This window comes from Paraburkholderia pallida, assembly GCF_004524855.1.
Lineage (GTDB): Bacteria > Pseudomonadota > Gammaproteobacteria > Burkholderiales > Burkholderiaceae > Paraburkholderia > Paraburkholderia oxyphila.
Window position 1 is genome coordinate 1083232 of the sequence record NZ_CP038150.1, and the last position, 14987, is coordinate 1098218.

A 14987-nucleotide genomic window follows, 5' to 3' on the forward strand; every position below is an offset into this window, starting at 1 on the left:
AGTGACAAAGGACTCATCCTTCCCGCCACGCGCTACGCGCGGGCGGAAGGGTATGCAAGGAAAACCGCGCGGGCTGGCCGGCGATTGCGCTAGGGGTGCCACCCGGTAAATGCGCGGCGGTGCTGACCGGTGAATGCACTGGAGTATTATTCGGCGAATGCAGTGGGGTGATAATCGGTGAATGCGTTGGGGTGCTAACTGGTGAATGCACGGGCGTGCTGGCTGGCGAATGCGTGGGCGATCCGCCGACCGAATAGACTGGAGTCCTACGAAAACGCGTGCATCCCACTCGTTTTGGTTATACCCCACGGCGCGCGGAGCGCCGCCGGATGGATGAGCCCTTAGTCACTCCGTTATACGCCGCGTGGTGACAGACGCTCCGGAGCCGCTCCGACATACAGGGCAGTGGTGAACTGCGTCACACTGGCGGTTTGAGCGGCTTTCTTTTGCCTACTTTTCTTTGCCGCGGCAAAGAAAAGTAGGTGCCGCCCCGCACAGGGGCAACGCCTGCGGCCCGCCGCGAATACAAGTTAAGGCCAACTTCAATAAACCACACGATAAGCATAATATCGACTTAAACAGGTTAGCTAACCTGAAAAGCGCCACCACTACGCTCACCCTTGCATCGAAAATACCCACCACCTAAAGTAAAGAGTTCTGCTCTAACAACGGCCCACCCCATGAATCACGATTTCATGGTACGCACCATGTCCCCCATCGAGATATCGATCTCAATCGACTGGGCATCCACAGAAGGCTGGAACCCTGGCCACCACGACTCACCCTGCTTCAGGGAAGCAGACCCAAACGGCTTCTTCATCGGCCTCCTCCACGGCGAACCTGTCGCCTGCCTCGCCGCCGTCGCCTACAACGACCACTTTGGCTTCATCGGCCTGTACATCGTAAAACCCGAATATCGCGGCCATGGCTTCGGCATGCGAATCTGGCAGCATGGCATGCATTACCTGGGAAACCGCAACATCGGCCTCGACGGCGTAGTCGCCCAGCAACCGAACTACAGGAAGTCCGGATTCCAGCTCGCATACCGCAACATCCGCTATCAGGGCCACGTGAATGGCATCGGCTGCGCACATGTGACGGCAGCATCCAACGTGCCATTCGACCCATTGCTCGCCTACGATCGCCAATGTTTTCCCGCGGCGCGCGAACGTTTCATCTCCGCCTGGATATCACAACCCAATGCCGTTGCGCTCGCAACAGTCGACGCGGGCCGCATCGCCGGATACGGCGTCATACGCCGCTGCAAGACGGGCTGCAAGATCGGCCCGCTCTTCGCCGATGACGCAGACGTCGCCACGGGCCTGCTGCGCGCGCTGGCCGCGCACATGCCCGGCGAGGTCATCGTGCTCGACGTGCCGGAAACGAATCCTGCCGCCGTCGCGCTGGCAGAACGCCATGGCATGACGAGCGTCTTCGAAACCGCGCGGATGTACACGAAAGACGCGCCAGCGATAGCGATCGATCGCGTGTTCGGCGTGACGTCGTTTGAGCTGGGGTGACAAGGGCCGCACGGGGTTGAACGTTACCGCTCAGCTTCTAAAACTAAAGCGCAAGTCGCTCGACATATCCCGTGAGCTCGAGATAGCCGCGCCCTACCGGCTTCACAGCGGGTTTTGCACTGCTCGCGCCCACCGCACCCGCCTGAAACGCCGTCACCGCCCCCTCCCAATACACCGCGCCGGTGCTCGCGCGGCCATCGAATTCCTGATCGTCCATGAGCGGCACGAGCGTCAGGTGCAGGTCCTGCGCATCGACGCGCATCGCCACCGGATAAACCGCGCCCGTATGAGGCGAGCGCCAGCGGCGCAGCGGCGTGAAGCTCACGCTATCGGGCGATAGCGCATGCGTGCTGCCATCGCCTGCGCGCAGCGTGCCGCCCGCCCAGAACTTGCGCCCCGCCTTGTCGCGGATCTGAAAGGCCATCAGCGCGCCGCCGTCTTCAAGGTCGATGCCGATCCAGTCCCAGCCCACCGCAACGTCCGCGAGCGGCGACGACGACCATTCATGATCGAGCCACGCCTGACCCAGCACGTGCTCATCCTTGCCGGCCGATTGACCACCGCGCCTGAGCACGCCGTCGACTGTCAGCCCCGGCTCGCTGTAGTAGTAGCTCGCCTCGCTCGCAAGCGGACCTTTGCGGCTATAGCCGCCCGCACCGTTGACGAGCATCGGCTGCGTCGGCCGCAACGTGAAGGCAAACGCAAAACCGGGCGTGGCGACGTTCAGGCGGTAGAGGCCGTCCAGGTTGCGCTCCAGCGACCAGTCGTCGATGTGGACCGCCGTGTCCGTCTCGCTCGCTTCGGCCAGGCCAAAGCCGCGGCGCGCGGCGCGCTGGCCGTGCTGCAGGCTGCCCGCGTGCGGATCGCTCAGCGCCACGTTGGCGAACAGCAATTGATTCGGCGCGAAGCGGCTCGGGTTCGCGTCGTCGATGGCGAGGCGCGAGCGGAAAAACGTCGCCTCGAAGCCCAACGATGGCTCCGCAGCGGCGCCCGGCGTGGCGCCCGCTGCCGCGCCGGCATCCGCTTGCAGCCAACCGGTCACGTACCACCATTCGTTGCGATAACCCGAATGCGCGCCATAGTCGCGCGGGAACGCAAGCGGCTGTCCGCTCGCCACCGTTGGAAAATCCGGCGTGCGCGCCCACGCAGCGCGTTGCGTCAGCGCGGCTAGCGGCCATAGCAGGAGACTACGCAGGAAGGTTCGCCGTCTCATCGCGTCACCAGTCGTCGCGCACGGCGCGCACCGCATCGACCGACATGGCCGCGCGCGAGCTCAAGAGCGCCGTGAGCGCGGCGGCAATCACGACCGCCGACGCCAGCGCCGCCAGCAATCCCCAAGGCATATGCACGCTCATCGTCCAATGAAACGACTGCGGATTGACGACATGCACGAGCACCATCGCGAGACTCAAGCCCAGCGTGAGGCCGGCGAGCACGCCGAGCAGCGCCACGAGCGCGCCTTCCATCGCCAGCATGAGCGCAATCTGGCGGCGCAGCACGCCGATGTGCCGCAGCATGCCGAACTCGCGCGTGCGGGCAAGCGCCTGCGAGCCGAAGCTCGCGCCAACGCCGAACAGTCCGATGATCACCGCCACCGCTTCCAGCAGATACGTCACGGCGAAGCTGCGGTCGAAAATCCGCAGGCTCGCGGCGCGGATCTCGCCAGGCTGCGCGAATTCGAGTCGCTGCCCGCCGGGCACGCTGGCGCGCAGGCGCGCGATCGCTTGCGCCGGCGCCACGCCCGGAGCGAGCCATAGGGCAGCATCGGTCACGCGCGTGTCGCCAGTGAGCCGGCGATAGTCGTTCGTGTCGATCACGATGGCGCCGAACTGACGTGCATAGTCGCGCCAGATGCCGGCCACCGTGAACGGCAGGCGCTGGCCCGCCAGCGGCAGCGTGATGCGCTGACCCGTGTGCATCCCATACAGATCGGCGGCCGCCTCGCTGATCCACACCGGCGGCGGGTCGCCGGCTTGCGGCACGAGCGGCGCGGTCGTCAGCGGCAGGCGCGCGCCGGGATCGCGTGCATCGATGGGCCGCGCGAGCAGGCTCACGGGCGGCAGGCGCGCGTCGAGCGAGATTTGCGTCGCGCGCAGAAACTCGGTGCGCGCCACGCCAGGCGTGGCCGCGATGGCTGCCTGGTCGCCCGGCGTCAGGAACGCGCTGTCGCCGCCGGGCGCCGCGCGCAGGTAGAGCGGCGCGGGCAGCAGCAGTTGCAGCCAGTCGTCGACGGCGACGCGAAAGCTCGACACCATGATCGCCATCGCCGTCATCAGGCTGAAGCTCGTGACGATGCCCGCCAGGCCGATCGTCGCGCGGCCGGGGGCATTGGCGAGCTGCGCGAGCACGAGCTGCGGCAAGGCATGGCGCGAGCGGGGCAGCACGGCGAACACGGCGCGCGCGATGGCCGGCATCGCGAGCACGCCGCCCAGCAGCAACAGCGCGATCGCGAGGTAGCCGAACACCGGCAAGCCGGCCACCGGCGGCAAGAGTGCCGCTACGAGCCCGGCGCCGATCGCGAGCAACGCCACGGTGACGGTCCGCCTGGTAGAGAGCCTTGCAGTCGGCGCCTCCTCGTCGCCTGCCTTTAGCGCCCGCGCGGGTCGCGCCCGCGCCGCTTCGAGCGCGGGCGCGAGGCTGCCGAGCACCGAAGCGGCCACCCCCAGCGCAAAAAAACTCGCCGCGGGCAGCGCGTCGAAATGCACACGCGGCTGGACGCCTTCGAAATAGCCGCCGCCGAGATCGCCGCCCGCGTAGCGGAGCACGGCGGCCGCGAGCGCGAAGCCGATGGCGAGACCCACGGCGGCGCCGAGCACGCCGAGGATGGCGCCCTCCGAAACGACGAGCCACAGCACGCCACGCTGCGTCACACCGATCGCGCGCAGCAGCGCGAACTGCGCGCGGCGCCGCAGCACGGCGAGCGCCTGCATCGTGAAGACGAGGAACGCTCCCGTGAACAGCGCGACGAGCGCGAGCACGTTGAGATTCGCGCGATACGCGCGCGAGAGCATCGACGTGCGGTGCGCGTTGTCGCCCGGCGTGACGGCGGCGACGCCCGCGGGCAAGCGCGGCGCGAGCGCATGCGCGAACACTTCGGCGTCGACGCCCGGCTTGAGCTTGATGTCGATGCGCTGCAGCGTGCCGAGCCGCTGCAAGCGCCACTGCGCGGCACCGATGTCCATCACGCCGACGCGCACCGCATCGCCCGAAGCCGGCAGCACACCCGCGACGCGCAGCACGACCGAAGCGAGCCCGACCTGCACCGTCAGCGAATCGCCGGGCTGGAGCGCGAGCCAGCTCAGCGCGGCGGGCGAGAGAAATACCGTATCGGGGTCGAGCAGCGCGAGGGGGCCGCCGCTTGGGGCGCTTGGGGCGCTTGAGCCATTCACGCCATGCGCGCGACTGGCGCGATCCGTCTGCTCCACACGTCCAACGAGATTGGGCGTGACATACCCGGCGCGAAACACATCGACGCCAAGCAGCTTCAACGACGCGTCACGCCCCGCGACGCGCGCATCCACCTCGACCACCGGGCTCGCCGCCGCGACCTCGGGCAAGCGCGCAATGCGCGGGTACAGCGCTTCATCGAAGCCCGCGCGCGGGCCGCGCAGCTCGAGATCGGCGTTGCCCATCAGCGAATTGACGGTGGCCGACAGCTCAGTGAGCGCCGCGCGGTTGATCAACTGCACGGCATAGCCCATCGCAACGCCCAAGGCGATCGCGAGAATACCGATCAAGGTGCGCAGCGGATGCGCGCGCATTTCGCCGCCGATGAGCGCCGCGCCAACGCCGCCAGCGGGCATCCGATCGCCCGCGCGGCCCGAGGCGCGTGATGCAACCGAATCGAGCAAGGGACGCACGGCGTCGAGCCAACGCATCGCCTACACGCCGCCTGTGCCCGGCGCATACGGCTCGAGCCCGTCGGGCGTGAGCCGCAGCACGCGGTCGGCGGCCGCCGCCACGGCCGCCGAGTGCGTCGCGAGCAGCACGCCCGCGCCGTTCTTTTGCGCCAGCTCGCGCAGCAGCGCGAGGACGCGCATCGCCGTGTCGTGATCGAGATTGCCGGTGGGCTCGTCGGCCAGCACGAGGCGCGGCTGATGCACGAGCGCGCGCGCGATCACCACGCGCTGCAACTCGCCGCCCGACAATTCGCGCGGCAGCGCGTGCTCGCGCCCGCCGAGCCCCACCGCCAGCAGCGCGAACGACACCCGCACCGTCACGTCTTTCGCGCGCATGCCGTTCAGGAGCAGCGGCAGCGCGATGTTCTGCGCCGCCGAGAGGTTCGGCAGCACGTGGAACGCCTGGAACACGAAGCCCATTTTCTGGCGGCGCTGCAGCGTGGCCGCGTCGTCGTCGAGCGTGGCGAGGTCGTGTCCGTCGAACATGATCTGTCCCGCATCCGGCCGGTCGAGGCCGGCCGCGAGATTGAGCAGCGTCGATTTGCCGACGCCCGATTCGCCCATGATCGCGACGCACTCCCCCGCCCGCAGTTCGAGATTCACGCCGCGCAGCACGTTGCGCGACGTGGTGCCGTCATAGTGCTTCGATACGTTGGCGAGCGTCAGCATCATCGGTCGTCTATTCCTCCATCGCCGTTCTCATTCGCCCTGCTGGGCCGCGCCGGACCGGTAGCGCAGCAGGTGATCGGTACCCGATTCGGAGAGCCAGAGCTCGCCCGGCCGGCCCATCATCTGGCGCACGTTCGCGTGCTGGCGCGGCAGCGCGAAGACATCGAAGCGCCCGCTGCCCGGATCGAAGCGCACGAGCGCGTTCGTGCTCCATTCGCTGAGCCAGACGATGTCGTGGCCGTCGACAAAGATCGCGTACGCGTGCGGGTCCTTGCCCGGCAGACGCCATTCGCGCCATTGCTGCGTCGCCGGATCGAATACGCCAACCTTGCCGGCGTTCCATTCGCTGATCCACACGCGGCCCTTCGAATCGGCCCACGCGCGGCGCGCGCCCTGATCGGGCGTCGGCGGCTCGATCACTTGCACCGTGCCGCTCACGGGGTCGATGCGGCCGAGATAGCTGCCCGCGAGCGACGCGAAATACAGGCTGCCGTCCGGCGTCAAGCAAATGCCATAGGGACCGCGGCCGCGCGGCGCATCGAAGACGCGCAGGGTGCCGTGCTGCGGATCGAGCTCGCCATAGATGCCGTTTTGCCCCGTAAACCACAGGTGCCCTTGCTTGTCGAACACGGACGTGTTCAGGTTGGCGTCGGGCCGATTCTGCGGCAGCGCAAAACGCGTGACGGCCAGCGTCTTCGCATCGACGCGCACGATCGCGTTCAGCCCGCCGTCGGTGACCCACGCCGCGCGGTCCGGGCCGACGATCACGCCGTGCGGCGCCGATCCGCTGCCAAGCGGCACCCGCACGATCTTGCCGGTCTGCGGGTCCAGTCTGCCGAGCTCGCCCTGCGCCTGCGCCGTGTACCAGACCGTGCCGTCGGGCGACGGCGCGACGTCATGCGGCGCGCTGCCTCGCGGCACCGCGAAGCTGTCGAAAGGCGCTGGCTGCTGCGCGTGCGCGATCCCGCCAGCGAGCGCGGCGCAGACGAGCGCCGCGCTGAGCCATATCATCTTCATCGCATTGTTCCGACAAACGCGGCACTACTCGGCGGCGGTGCCCATGCCGCGCTGCGGCGAAGTTGTGGTCGAACCGGGGCGGCGCAGCATCTTGTCGACCTCGCCCACGTGCAGCTCCTCGACCTGGATCATCTGGCGCGCGTACTCTTCGAGCGCGACCGCGCGGCCTTCCACGAGCGAGAGCAGCTCGCGGTAATGACCGAGCGCGATCTGCTCGGCTTCGAGCGATTCGCGCAGGATGGAGCCGATATCGAACGTATGGGAATCGAGCAGCGGCCCGATGGCGAGCGACGGATACGCGCCGAGCGTCGTGATCCACTCGCCGGCCTGCTGCGCATGCACGAGCGATTCGTCCGCCTGCTGCCGCAGCCATGAGACGATCGGAATGCGGGCGAATCCGAACACCAGGAACGAATAGTGCGTGTACCGCACCACGCCGGCCAGCTCGGATTCGAGGATCTTGTTCAGCACTGCGACGACCGGTTCCTTCTCGATCTCAGTCATGTTGCCTCCCGCCTCGGCAGCGTAAGAAAGTGAGCATGGGGACGTTCATCACACCCCCGTCTCGCAGAAAGCGTTTGCCAGTGCGCTGATGGATCCGATTGTTGCACTTATCGCGGTTCGACGCTGTGCGTCGTGCGCTGTATGTCGTGGATTGTCGCCCGCGCCGCTATTCGATATCGACAAGACGCGCCTCGAGCAGGCGCGCGAGCGCGAGACCGCCCTCGCGCATGATGGCATCGTGATTCCAGCGGAACGCCAGCCGCGCGAGCGGCGCAAGCGCGAGCGCGTTCATCCAGGCACTCGCCGTCCTGACGTGCCAGTCGTAGCGCACCACCGTGCGGTCGCCGTCCGCTGCGAAGTGCCAGCGCCCCACGCCTTCCAGCGCGCCGCTGGCCTCTCCCTCCAGCGCAACGAGCGGCGCGACGCGCGTCACGCGCACGTCGATGATCACCCGATAGGGCAGCACCCCCTTCCACGTGTAGCGATGCACGGCGCCCAGGCCGTCGGTCCCGCCCGCCTGCAACTCGCGCACCGCTTCGACATTCTTCCACCAGCCCGGCCAATGAAGCGAATCGTGGATCGCGTCCCACACCGGCTGCACCGGCGCCTCGATGCACCACACGGTGGTCAAGCGGAATTCCGCCATCGCGCTGTTCTCCTTGTTTGCGATACGGCTACGCGTGCTTGCAGGGTGGCGCCGTGTGTGCACGTGCACTCGCGCGAGCATTGCGTGGTGCGTAACAGTGCGCCAAAATCATCCCTCATCGACGGCCGGTACGTGGGAATACGTTCGAGTATAGGAGGCGGCGATGCGCGATCTCGTTGCCGATGCGCAAGCACGCTTCGATGCGCTCGCAAACTATCAGGTCCGGCTGATATCGACATCGGCGGGCGCGGAACCGGTCGAGGTGCTCTACGCCTACCGCAAGCCGGGCTTCGTGCGGATGGACTTCATCCGTCCCCATGCCGGCGCGACACTCGTCTACAGCCCGGCATCGCGGAAGGTCATGCTTTGGCCATTCGGTTTCGACACGTTTCCGCGGCTCGTGCTGAGCCCCGACAGCCGCATGATCCGCAGCCCGCAGGGGCATCGCGTCGACCAGTCCGATATTGGCACACTGCTCGTCAATGTCCAGGCGCTTCAACAGCATGGCGACACGCAGGTTGCCGGTACGGATATAGTCGGCACGTGCCAGGCGTCGCACGTGATCGTGACATGCGGGCCCGGACACGTTATGACCCACGTGTCCCGCTATGAGTTATGGTTCGATACCAGCGAAGGGCTGCCCGTCAAGGTCGTGAGCGAGAGTGCCTCGCGCGAGCCGATAGAAACGGTGCTCATGGAGGACCTGCGCATCGACGTGCCGGCGTCGCAGCTCAGGCCGTTTGCTTAGGCCCGCGCAATCGTCCCTTGAAATGAAATTAGTTGAGCGAACAACCATCATCTCACTGGAAACGCCATGATAAAAACCCCCGTCACACGCTACGGCCAGGTAACCCAGTTCCTCCACTGGTGCACGGCAATTCTCGTTCTCGTGGCGTTTATCTATGGGCCTGGCGGACCGGAGCAGCGTGTCTACTCATCGGTGCACGAGTTCGACCGGCGGCTTCACGAGACACTGGGTTTGTGCGTGTTCACGCTGACACTCATCCGCCTGCTGTGGCGGGCCGCCGATACGCGCCCCGAGGCCGTCGCGTCTCCGCGCTGGATGGTTGTTATGGCAACGATCGTTCAGGCGGCGCTGTATCTGCTTCTGCTGGCACTTCCGCTGACCGCCATCTCGGGCGCGTGGCTCGAAGGGCATCCGCTGACGCTCCTTGCCGGAAAGGACATTGCGCCTTTGCTCGCGCCTTCACATGATGCCGGTGCAAGGCTCGCGTCGGTCCACAAGTTGCTCGGCGATGCCATCATGTGGCTTGCGGGACTTCACGCCCTCGCGGCGCTTTTCCATCATGTCGTCCTCAGGGACAACGTGCTGACGACCATGCTTCCTCGCTGGTTTCCCGTAGGGAAAGCGCGATCGGGCCAATAACCGGCCGTTGCCTTTCAAAACCTTTTCGATAACCCGGCGGTCCGTTGCAGGCATTCAAAAATGCAAGGCCGCCGCGGCAATCTCCGCCGCCCTGGCCCGGCGTTTGGCGCCACTAGCTATGCCGCGTTTCCCAGTAGAATGGCCCGGTCAGATCCCGTCAAGGCGCCCAGCATGCCGCAAAGGCAAAGCTATCCCACCGTAAGCCCCGAGTCCGGGAGCAGGATCCTTCATGTTCCTTTCGATGTGCAAGCGGAACCGGTGCACCAGCAACTGCTGGCATGGCGCGAGCGTATCGGCAAGGTCCTGGACGTGGTGCCGACGCGTGCGCAAATCGAGCGGCCTTTTCGCGGCCGGATCGACACATACTGGCTCGAAGAATTGCTCTTTGCCAATGTCTATACCGATGCGTTGACACTCGAACGCTCGATTGCCCGAATCTCGCAAGACAACGCGCGCTCCATCGCCTTTCACATCGTCATGGACGGCGACGCCGCGACACTCGTTACGCGACCAGGGAAGCGCGTGGACACACCGCTCGACGTCGGTGTGCTCGCGGTCGATTTCGATCAACCTCTGCATGTGCTGCGGGGTGCATGCCGGCACGTGACGCTGTTTGTGCCGCGTACCGCATTGCAGGAGGTCTTCCCCGACCCCGGCACGCTGCACGGTCGCGTTCTGGGCGCGAACGAGCCTGCCGCGCAGCTCATCAGGGAGCGCTTGAACGTGTTCGCCGCGCACATCCCGCAGATGTCGCTGGAACGCGCAATTCTGCGCCTGCGTGAAATCGTTCAATTGATTGTCGATGCATTCGGCGCACAGGCCGGGGTACGCGGGAGCAAACCCGCCGTTGCCCGCGCCATCGCGTTCAACACCGCACGCAGGTTCGTGCAGGCCAATCTGGCCGAGTCCGACCTGTCTCCGGAGAGCGTGGTCGAATCGCTCGGGCTCTCGCGGGCGACGATTTACCGGATGTTTCAGCACGAAGGCGGGCTCCACGCGTACATCCGGCACCTCCGGCTGCGCGCCGCGGCGGACGATCTCGTGCGTTTCCCTGCCGCGCCCATTGCCGAGATTGCCTGGTCCGTCGGCTTCAACAGCGCGTCGGACTTTACGCGCGCATTTCGACGCGCTTATGGCTTCGCGCCGCAGGAGGTGCGGACGTACAAGGACTGGTTTCCGGGCGAGCGACTCGATGCGGACTTGCAAGGACTGGATCTGGAGGAAGCGGCGCTGGTGCGGGCGAGCTGGTCGGGCCGTCCGGAAGGCCACCGCGCCGCCTGACCCGGGGCTCACGACTCAGGCAAGATCCGAAACCGTCCATCAGGGCAATCGATCACGAATGGCGAGCAGGAGATCGAGGTGCCTTTCGACAAGCAGCGGAATGGCCGATTCCCCGCGGGTCCATCGACCGATGGTCCGGCGGTCATAGCCCGAGTATTCGGCGAAGGTCACCTGGGTCCAGCCGAGGCGCGCCAAAGCATAGGAAAGGTCGGCAGGCTTCATTGCGATATTGACAAAATGTCCCATGTCTTCGAGGGTCGGGGGGACATTTTGTCATAACCGATCGCGATTGAACCCCGAAATCGGCGAGTTGTGAACAGGAAGGATCGAGTGCGCCGGCGCCAGTCGAGATTTCGCGACCCAACGGTTACAGGAGATAATCACCGGACGCAATCGACTTGAGCAACGGAGACGGAATGAGCAAGCAAGGCTTCACCACGGATATCGTTCACGGCGACAGAATCACGGGCTCTGAGCACGGCGGCGTGCATCAGCCGATTCATACGTCCGTGCAATATGGTTTCGAGCGCGTCGAGGATCTGATCGGCGTGTTCCAGGGCACGAAGAAGGGCGGCTTCAATTACGCGCGGCAGGGCACCCCCACCACCGCCGCGCTCGAGCGCAAGATCACCCGCCTGGAAGAAGGCGCCGGCACGATCTGCTTCAGCACCGGCATGGCCGCGATCACGGCAACCTTCCTCACGCTGCTGCGCGCGGGCGATCATCTCGTGTCGAGCCGTTACGTGTTCGGCAACACCAACAGCCTGTTCGGCACGTTGCGCACGCTCGGCATCGAAGTCACGACCGTCGATGCCTGCGACGTCGAGAACGTGAAGCACGCCATCCGCCCGAATACGCGCATGGTGTTCGTCGAAACCATCGCGAATCCGGGCACGCAGATTCCCGACCTGCAGGGCATCGGCGACGTGTGTCGCGAGCACGGCATCGCGTACGTCGTCGACAACACGATCACCTCGCCCGCCCTGTTCAAGCCGAAGGCAGTTGGCGCGAGCCTCGTCATCAACTCGTTGACGAAGACCATCGCGGGCCATGGCGCCGCGCTTGGCGGAGCGGTGACCGACACGGGGCTGTTCGACTGGAGCACGTATCCGAATATCGCCGACGACTACCGGCGCTCGGCGGCGAAGGAGCAGGGGCTGTTGCAGATTCGCAAGAAAGGCCTGCGAGACATGGGTGCATCGTTGTCGTCCGAGCAGGCGCACACGATCGCGATGGGCGCGGAAACGCTCGCCTTGCGTGTGAAGCAAAGCAGCGACAACGCGCTCGCACTGGCGCAGTTTCTCGAAGGGCACGAAGCCATTGGCAAGGTGTTCTACCCGGGCCTGAAGAGCCATCCGCAATACGAGGTCGCGCAGGCGCTGTTCAAGGGCGCGTCATGGCTGCTGTCGTTCGAATTGCTCAACACGGAGCGCATGATCGAGGTCGTCAACGCGCTCAAGCTGCCGATCAAGGCAACCGGTCTCGGCGACACCCGCACGCTCATCATTCCCGTTGCGCCGACGATCTTCTTCGAAGCCGGCGCGGAAACGCGCAAGACGATGGGCATCTCCGACGGCATGCTGCGGCTGTCCGCGGGCATCGAGGATATCGACGACCTGATCGAGGACTTCTCGCAGGCGCTCAAGCTGGCGGCGTGAGGTTCACGTCATTGATCTTGTGAATGGGGCTGGCGTGGCGGTGCGGTGTTGCATTCGGACTGCCCCCGGGCCCTTCTATGCCAAGCTTTTAAAACATCTCGTTCTTGATTGATATAGACGCCGCTCACGCTGGTGCGAGAGCGGGTTTCATTTTGGTGCGAAGTCCGCAAGGGTAAGCACAATTGAAAAATCGTCCAAATAATCTATTCTAGCTTGAAGCAACACCGTATCTTCGGCCTTCACCCGTTGATCTTCGCATAGACACGACTTGCATCTGGCTCTGAAAATGCACGCGCTCGCGTTGCGTTTGCTTACCTCTCGTCGATCATGCATTTACTTAGGAATCCAACATGGATGAAAAATATTGGCCTATGTTCGCGCATCAACTGGATGCTGCATGGATTAAATACATCTGGTTGGCGATACATGCAGGTGACCCATCCGTCGAAGTCGGTGGCGACGCGATTGACCTGACCATCGCGGCACTTGTCGCGCAACTGCGCGAGACGACTCCCGCCGTAGAACCGGCCGAGATGATCAAACGCCTGAAATCGTTCGACTTGACCGTAATGATCAAGACGGCAGACGGCAAGCATGAACCCGCCAGCGGTATCGAGCACTATTCGCTTGTTTCGGGAAACCAGCCAGGTAGTCTCCCGGAGATCTGCCTGACGAACGGGTATAACGGGGAAATCTGCCGAAGGACCCATCCGAGGGTTGGCGGCCCTACTGACGCGCAATCTGATTGAGCCAGCGCGAGCACTCGCTTGCCCTGATGGCTGCGAGCCGGGCGATCCGTTCCCGCGGCGAGGCGCATCGTTGCGTCCTCAATCCGGTTCGCGTGGCTGCTGACGGGTTGACGCGCCTTCAACCGGCCGATGCTGGCTGGCGTCCGCCGTCAGCCCGTTGACCTCTACGCGATTTCGACCCGCGTTCTTCGCCCGGTAAAGCGCTTCATCCGCGCGCCGGAGGATGGCATCCAGGTCGCTTTCGCCCGGGGCGCGTGTCGCGACACCGATACTGACGGTAAACGCGGGTATCTTGCCAATCTGCCAGGTGTGCGCGAAGTCCTGATTTTCGAAAATCGACCTCAGTTTTTCTGCAATCTCCCGCGCTTGCTCCGCATCCGTCCCCGGCAGCGCCGCGACGAATTCCTCGCCGCCCCATCGCGCAAAAATATCCATCTGGCGACTGGTCGCCGTCCCTGCCTTTCCGAGGGCACGCAGCACTTCGTCCCCGCCGTCATGACCATAGGTATCGTTAATCTTCTTGAAATAATCGACATCGAGTATAAACACGGACAGTATTTCATCCGACTCCATCATCGCCCGGGTTGCGTCGATAAATTGCCTGCGGTTTGGCAAACCCGTTAATTCGTCCGTGATGGCCTGCTTCTGGAACAAGTCCATCAAACGCATGCGATCTGTGATGTCCCGGATCACCGCGGTAAATTCGATCACCCCATCGACATTTATTTTGGAAATTGCCGCTTCGGCCGGCAACAACGATCCGTCGCGATGCAACCCAAACACACGATTGCGCTCATCCATCTCTCGCGAACGAATAGGCGAACGTGCAAACTGATCGACATACTGAGCGTGATTGGGCCGATATTCCTCTGGAATGAGGCGTTCAATATGCTCTCCAATCATCTCGGATGCCTCATACCAGAAGAGTTTCTCCGCAGCGTGATTGAATAAAGTAATATTATGTCGCTGATCCATCGTGATGATGGCGTCATAAGCCGCATCGACAACAGACCGGAAGCGCGAAGTGCTCACTTCCAGCGCACGCATCAACTCCATTCTTTGCGTGATATCGAGACCCGTGACAAGGATTTGCGGCGCCACATAGCCTTCTTCCGCATGCCGCAATGGCTTCAATGACAAACGCCACCAGCGGGTTCCGCCTTTCAGATCGTAGACCTGCTCCAGTTCTTGCGCAGTGCCCGTAGTAAAGCACTGCCGGAGTTTTTCCCGAAACTCGGAGCGCGCGTAGCTCGGTATCACCGCATCGAACGCCACGGGAGAACTGTGGGTCCACTGGCGCCGTATGCCTGTCATGTCAAGGAAGCTGTCATTGCAGGCCGTCACGATGAGTTCACCCGCCGCGTTGTAAGCGATAACGGCGACACTCGCGGCAATTTCGTTGACAAAATCCTGAACCGAGCCTGGCCACTTATTCATCTTGCTCATTCCTCGAAATTATCAGGATCGAGAGAAAGCGGTCTGTAAAACAGCGGCATCGACTTGCGCGAAACCGCATCGAGTGACGATATCTTTCGCCTATTCTTCTGCAAGCCGGAACGACGATATATAGGGTTCTTCCGAGCATACCGAACAGCGCCGGCGTCATCCATCAAGACCCATTTGTTTCCCGAAGTTCCGGCCCCCATAAGCCAATAAG

The 14987-nt window shown here is 64.2% G+C and carries 14 protein-coding genes; 6 read left to right on the top strand and 8 right to left on the bottom strand.

Annotated features, from left to right (window positions below; genetic code table 11):
* Window positions 1-680 precede the first annotated feature (680 nt).
* Entirely contained in the window at window positions 681-1520 is an 840-nt protein-coding gene (locus tag E1956_RS31395; protein ID WP_134756568.1) for a GNAT family N-acetyltransferase, read from the top strand.
* 43 nt (window positions 1521-1563) lie between these two features.
* Here E1956_RS31395 and E1956_RS31400 read toward each other — a convergent pair whose 3' ends face one another.
* The 6 genes from E1956_RS31400 to E1956_RS31425 all read right to left on the bottom strand — a co-directional run bounded on the left by E1956_RS31400 (window position 1564) and on the right by E1956_RS31425 (window position 8255).
* Window positions 1564-2733, bottom strand: coding sequence for a lipocalin-like domain-containing protein (locus E1956_RS31400; RefSeq protein ID WP_134756570.1), 1170 nt, complete (start codon window positions 2731-2733; stop codon window positions 1564-1566).
* Between the two features lie 4 nt (window positions 2734-2737).
* A complete protein-coding gene (locus tag E1956_RS31405) occupies window positions 2738-5398 on the bottom strand; it encodes an FtsX-like permease family protein (RefSeq protein ID WP_134756572.1) in 2661 nt (886 codons plus the stop codon).
* Between the two features lie 3 nt (window positions 5399-5401).
* Window positions 5402-6088: an ABC transporter ATP-binding protein gene (locus E1956_RS31410; protein ID WP_134757916.1), complete on the bottom strand. Its 687-nt coding sequence runs from the start codon at window positions 6086-6088 to the stop codon at window positions 5402-5404.
* 30 nt (window positions 6089-6118) lie between these two features.
* Window positions 6119-7099: a Vgb family protein gene (locus E1956_RS31415; RefSeq protein ID WP_232072152.1), complete on the bottom strand. Its 981-nt coding sequence runs from the start codon at window positions 7097-7099 to the stop codon at window positions 6119-6121.
* Between the two features lie 30 nt (window positions 7100-7129).
* On the bottom strand, window positions 7130-7609 hold the full coding sequence (locus tag E1956_RS31420; RefSeq protein WP_134756574.1) for a ferritin-like domain-containing protein: 480 nt from the start codon (window positions 7607-7609) through the stop codon (window positions 7130-7132).
* Window positions 7610-7775: 166 nt separating this feature from the next.
* Entirely contained in the window at window positions 7776-8255 is a 480-nt protein-coding gene (locus E1956_RS31425; RefSeq protein WP_134756576.1) for an SRPBCC family protein, read from the bottom strand.
* Between the two features lie 163 nt (window positions 8256-8418).
* Here E1956_RS31425 and E1956_RS31430 point away from each other — a divergent pair, with 163 nt between their 5' ends.
* The 3 genes from E1956_RS31430 (at window position 8419) to E1956_RS31440 (ending at window position 10923) form a co-directional block, all read left to right on the top strand.
* Window positions 8419-9003, top strand: a complete 585-nt coding sequence (locus E1956_RS31430) for a DUF1571 domain-containing protein (protein ID WP_134756578.1) — start codon at window positions 8419-8421, stop codon at window positions 9001-9003.
* 66 nt (window positions 9004-9069) lie between these two features.
* A complete protein-coding gene (locus E1956_RS31435; RefSeq protein ID WP_134756580.1) occupies window positions 9070-9642 on the top strand; it encodes a cytochrome b in 573 nt (190 codons plus the stop codon).
* Window positions 9643-9702: 60 nt separating this feature from the next.
* On the top strand, window positions 9703-10923 hold the full coding sequence (locus E1956_RS31440) for an AraC family transcriptional regulator (RefSeq protein ID WP_232071912.1): 1221 nt from the start codon (window positions 9703-9705) through the stop codon (window positions 10921-10923).
* A gap of 39 nt (window positions 10924-10962) precedes the next feature.
* On the opposite strand, the gene E1956_RS31445 is transcribed toward E1956_RS31440, so the two are convergent.
* Complete coding sequence (locus tag E1956_RS31445) at window positions 10963-11145, bottom strand: helix-turn-helix domain-containing protein (protein WP_154671437.1); 183 nt, start codon at window positions 11143-11145, stop codon at window positions 10963-10965.
* A gap of 194 nt (window positions 11146-11339) precedes the next feature.
* On the opposite strand from E1956_RS31445, the gene E1956_RS31450 reads away from it, so the two are divergent.
* Both E1956_RS31450 and E1956_RS31455 read left to right on the top strand, forming a co-directional pair.
* Window positions 11340-12581, top strand: a complete 1242-nt coding sequence (locus E1956_RS31450; protein ID WP_134756584.1) for a cystathionine gamma-synthase family protein — start codon at window positions 11340-11342, stop codon at window positions 12579-12581.
* A gap of 350 nt (window positions 12582-12931) precedes the next feature.
* On the top strand, window positions 12932-13330 hold the full coding sequence (locus E1956_RS31455; protein WP_134756586.1) for a hypothetical protein: 399 nt from the start codon (window positions 12932-12934) through the stop codon (window positions 13328-13330).
* 78 nt (window positions 13331-13408) lie between these two features.
* Here E1956_RS31455 and E1956_RS31460 read toward each other — a convergent pair whose 3' ends face one another.
* Complete coding sequence (locus E1956_RS31460) at window positions 13409-14767, bottom strand: sensor domain-containing diguanylate cyclase (protein WP_134756588.1); 1359 nt, start codon at window positions 14765-14767, stop codon at window positions 13409-13411.
* Window positions 14768-14987: the final 220 nt, after the last annotated feature.

Bases quoted from the DNA above. Each gene is read 5' to 3' on its own strand.
- E1956_RS31395 (WP_134756568.1), top strand. From the start codon at position 681: ATGAATCACGATTTCATGGTACGCACCATGTCCCCCATCGAGATATCG.
- E1956_RS31400 (WP_134756570.1), bottom strand. From the start codon at position 2,733: ATGAGACGGCGAACCTTCCTGCGTAGTCTCCTGCTATGGCCGCTAGCC.
- E1956_RS31405 (WP_134756572.1), bottom strand. From the start codon at position 5,398: ATGCGTTGGCTCGACGCCGTGCGTCCCTTGCTCGATTCGGTTGCATCA.
- E1956_RS31410 (WP_134757916.1), bottom strand. From the start codon at position 6,088: ATGCTGACGCTCGCCAACGTATCGAAGCACTATGACGGCACCACGTCG.
- E1956_RS31415 (WP_232072152.1), bottom strand. From the start codon at position 7,099: ATGATATGGCTCAGCGCGGCGCTCGTCTGCGCCGCGCTCGCTGGCGGG.
- E1956_RS31420 (WP_134756574.1), bottom strand. From the start codon at position 7,609: ATGACTGAGATCGAGAAGGAACCGGTCGTCGCAGTGCTGAACAAGATC.
- E1956_RS31425 (WP_134756576.1), bottom strand. From the start codon at position 8,255: ATGGCGGAATTCCGCTTGACCACCGTGTGGTGCATCGAGGCGCCGGTG.
- E1956_RS31430 (WP_134756578.1), top strand. From the start codon at position 8,419: ATGCGCGATCTCGTTGCCGATGCGCAAGCACGCTTCGATGCGCTCGCA.
- E1956_RS31435 (WP_134756580.1), top strand. From the start codon at position 9,070: ATGATAAAAACCCCCGTCACACGCTACGGCCAGGTAACCCAGTTCCTC.
- E1956_RS31440 (WP_232071912.1), top strand. From the start codon at position 9,703: ATGCAAGGCCGCCGCGGCAATCTCCGCCGCCCTGGCCCGGCGTTTGGC.
- E1956_RS31445 (WP_154671437.1), bottom strand. From the start codon at position 11,145: ATGAAGCCTGCCGACCTTTCCTATGCTTTGGCGCGCCTCGGCTGGACC.
- E1956_RS31450 (WP_134756584.1), top strand. From the start codon at position 11,340: ATGAGCAAGCAAGGCTTCACCACGGATATCGTTCACGGCGACAGAATC.
- E1956_RS31455 (WP_134756586.1), top strand. From the start codon at position 12,932: ATGGATGAAAAATATTGGCCTATGTTCGCGCATCAACTGGATGCTGCA.
- E1956_RS31460 (WP_134756588.1), bottom strand. From the start codon at position 14,767: ATGAATAAGTGGCCAGGCTCGGTTCAGGATTTTGTCAACGAAATTGCC.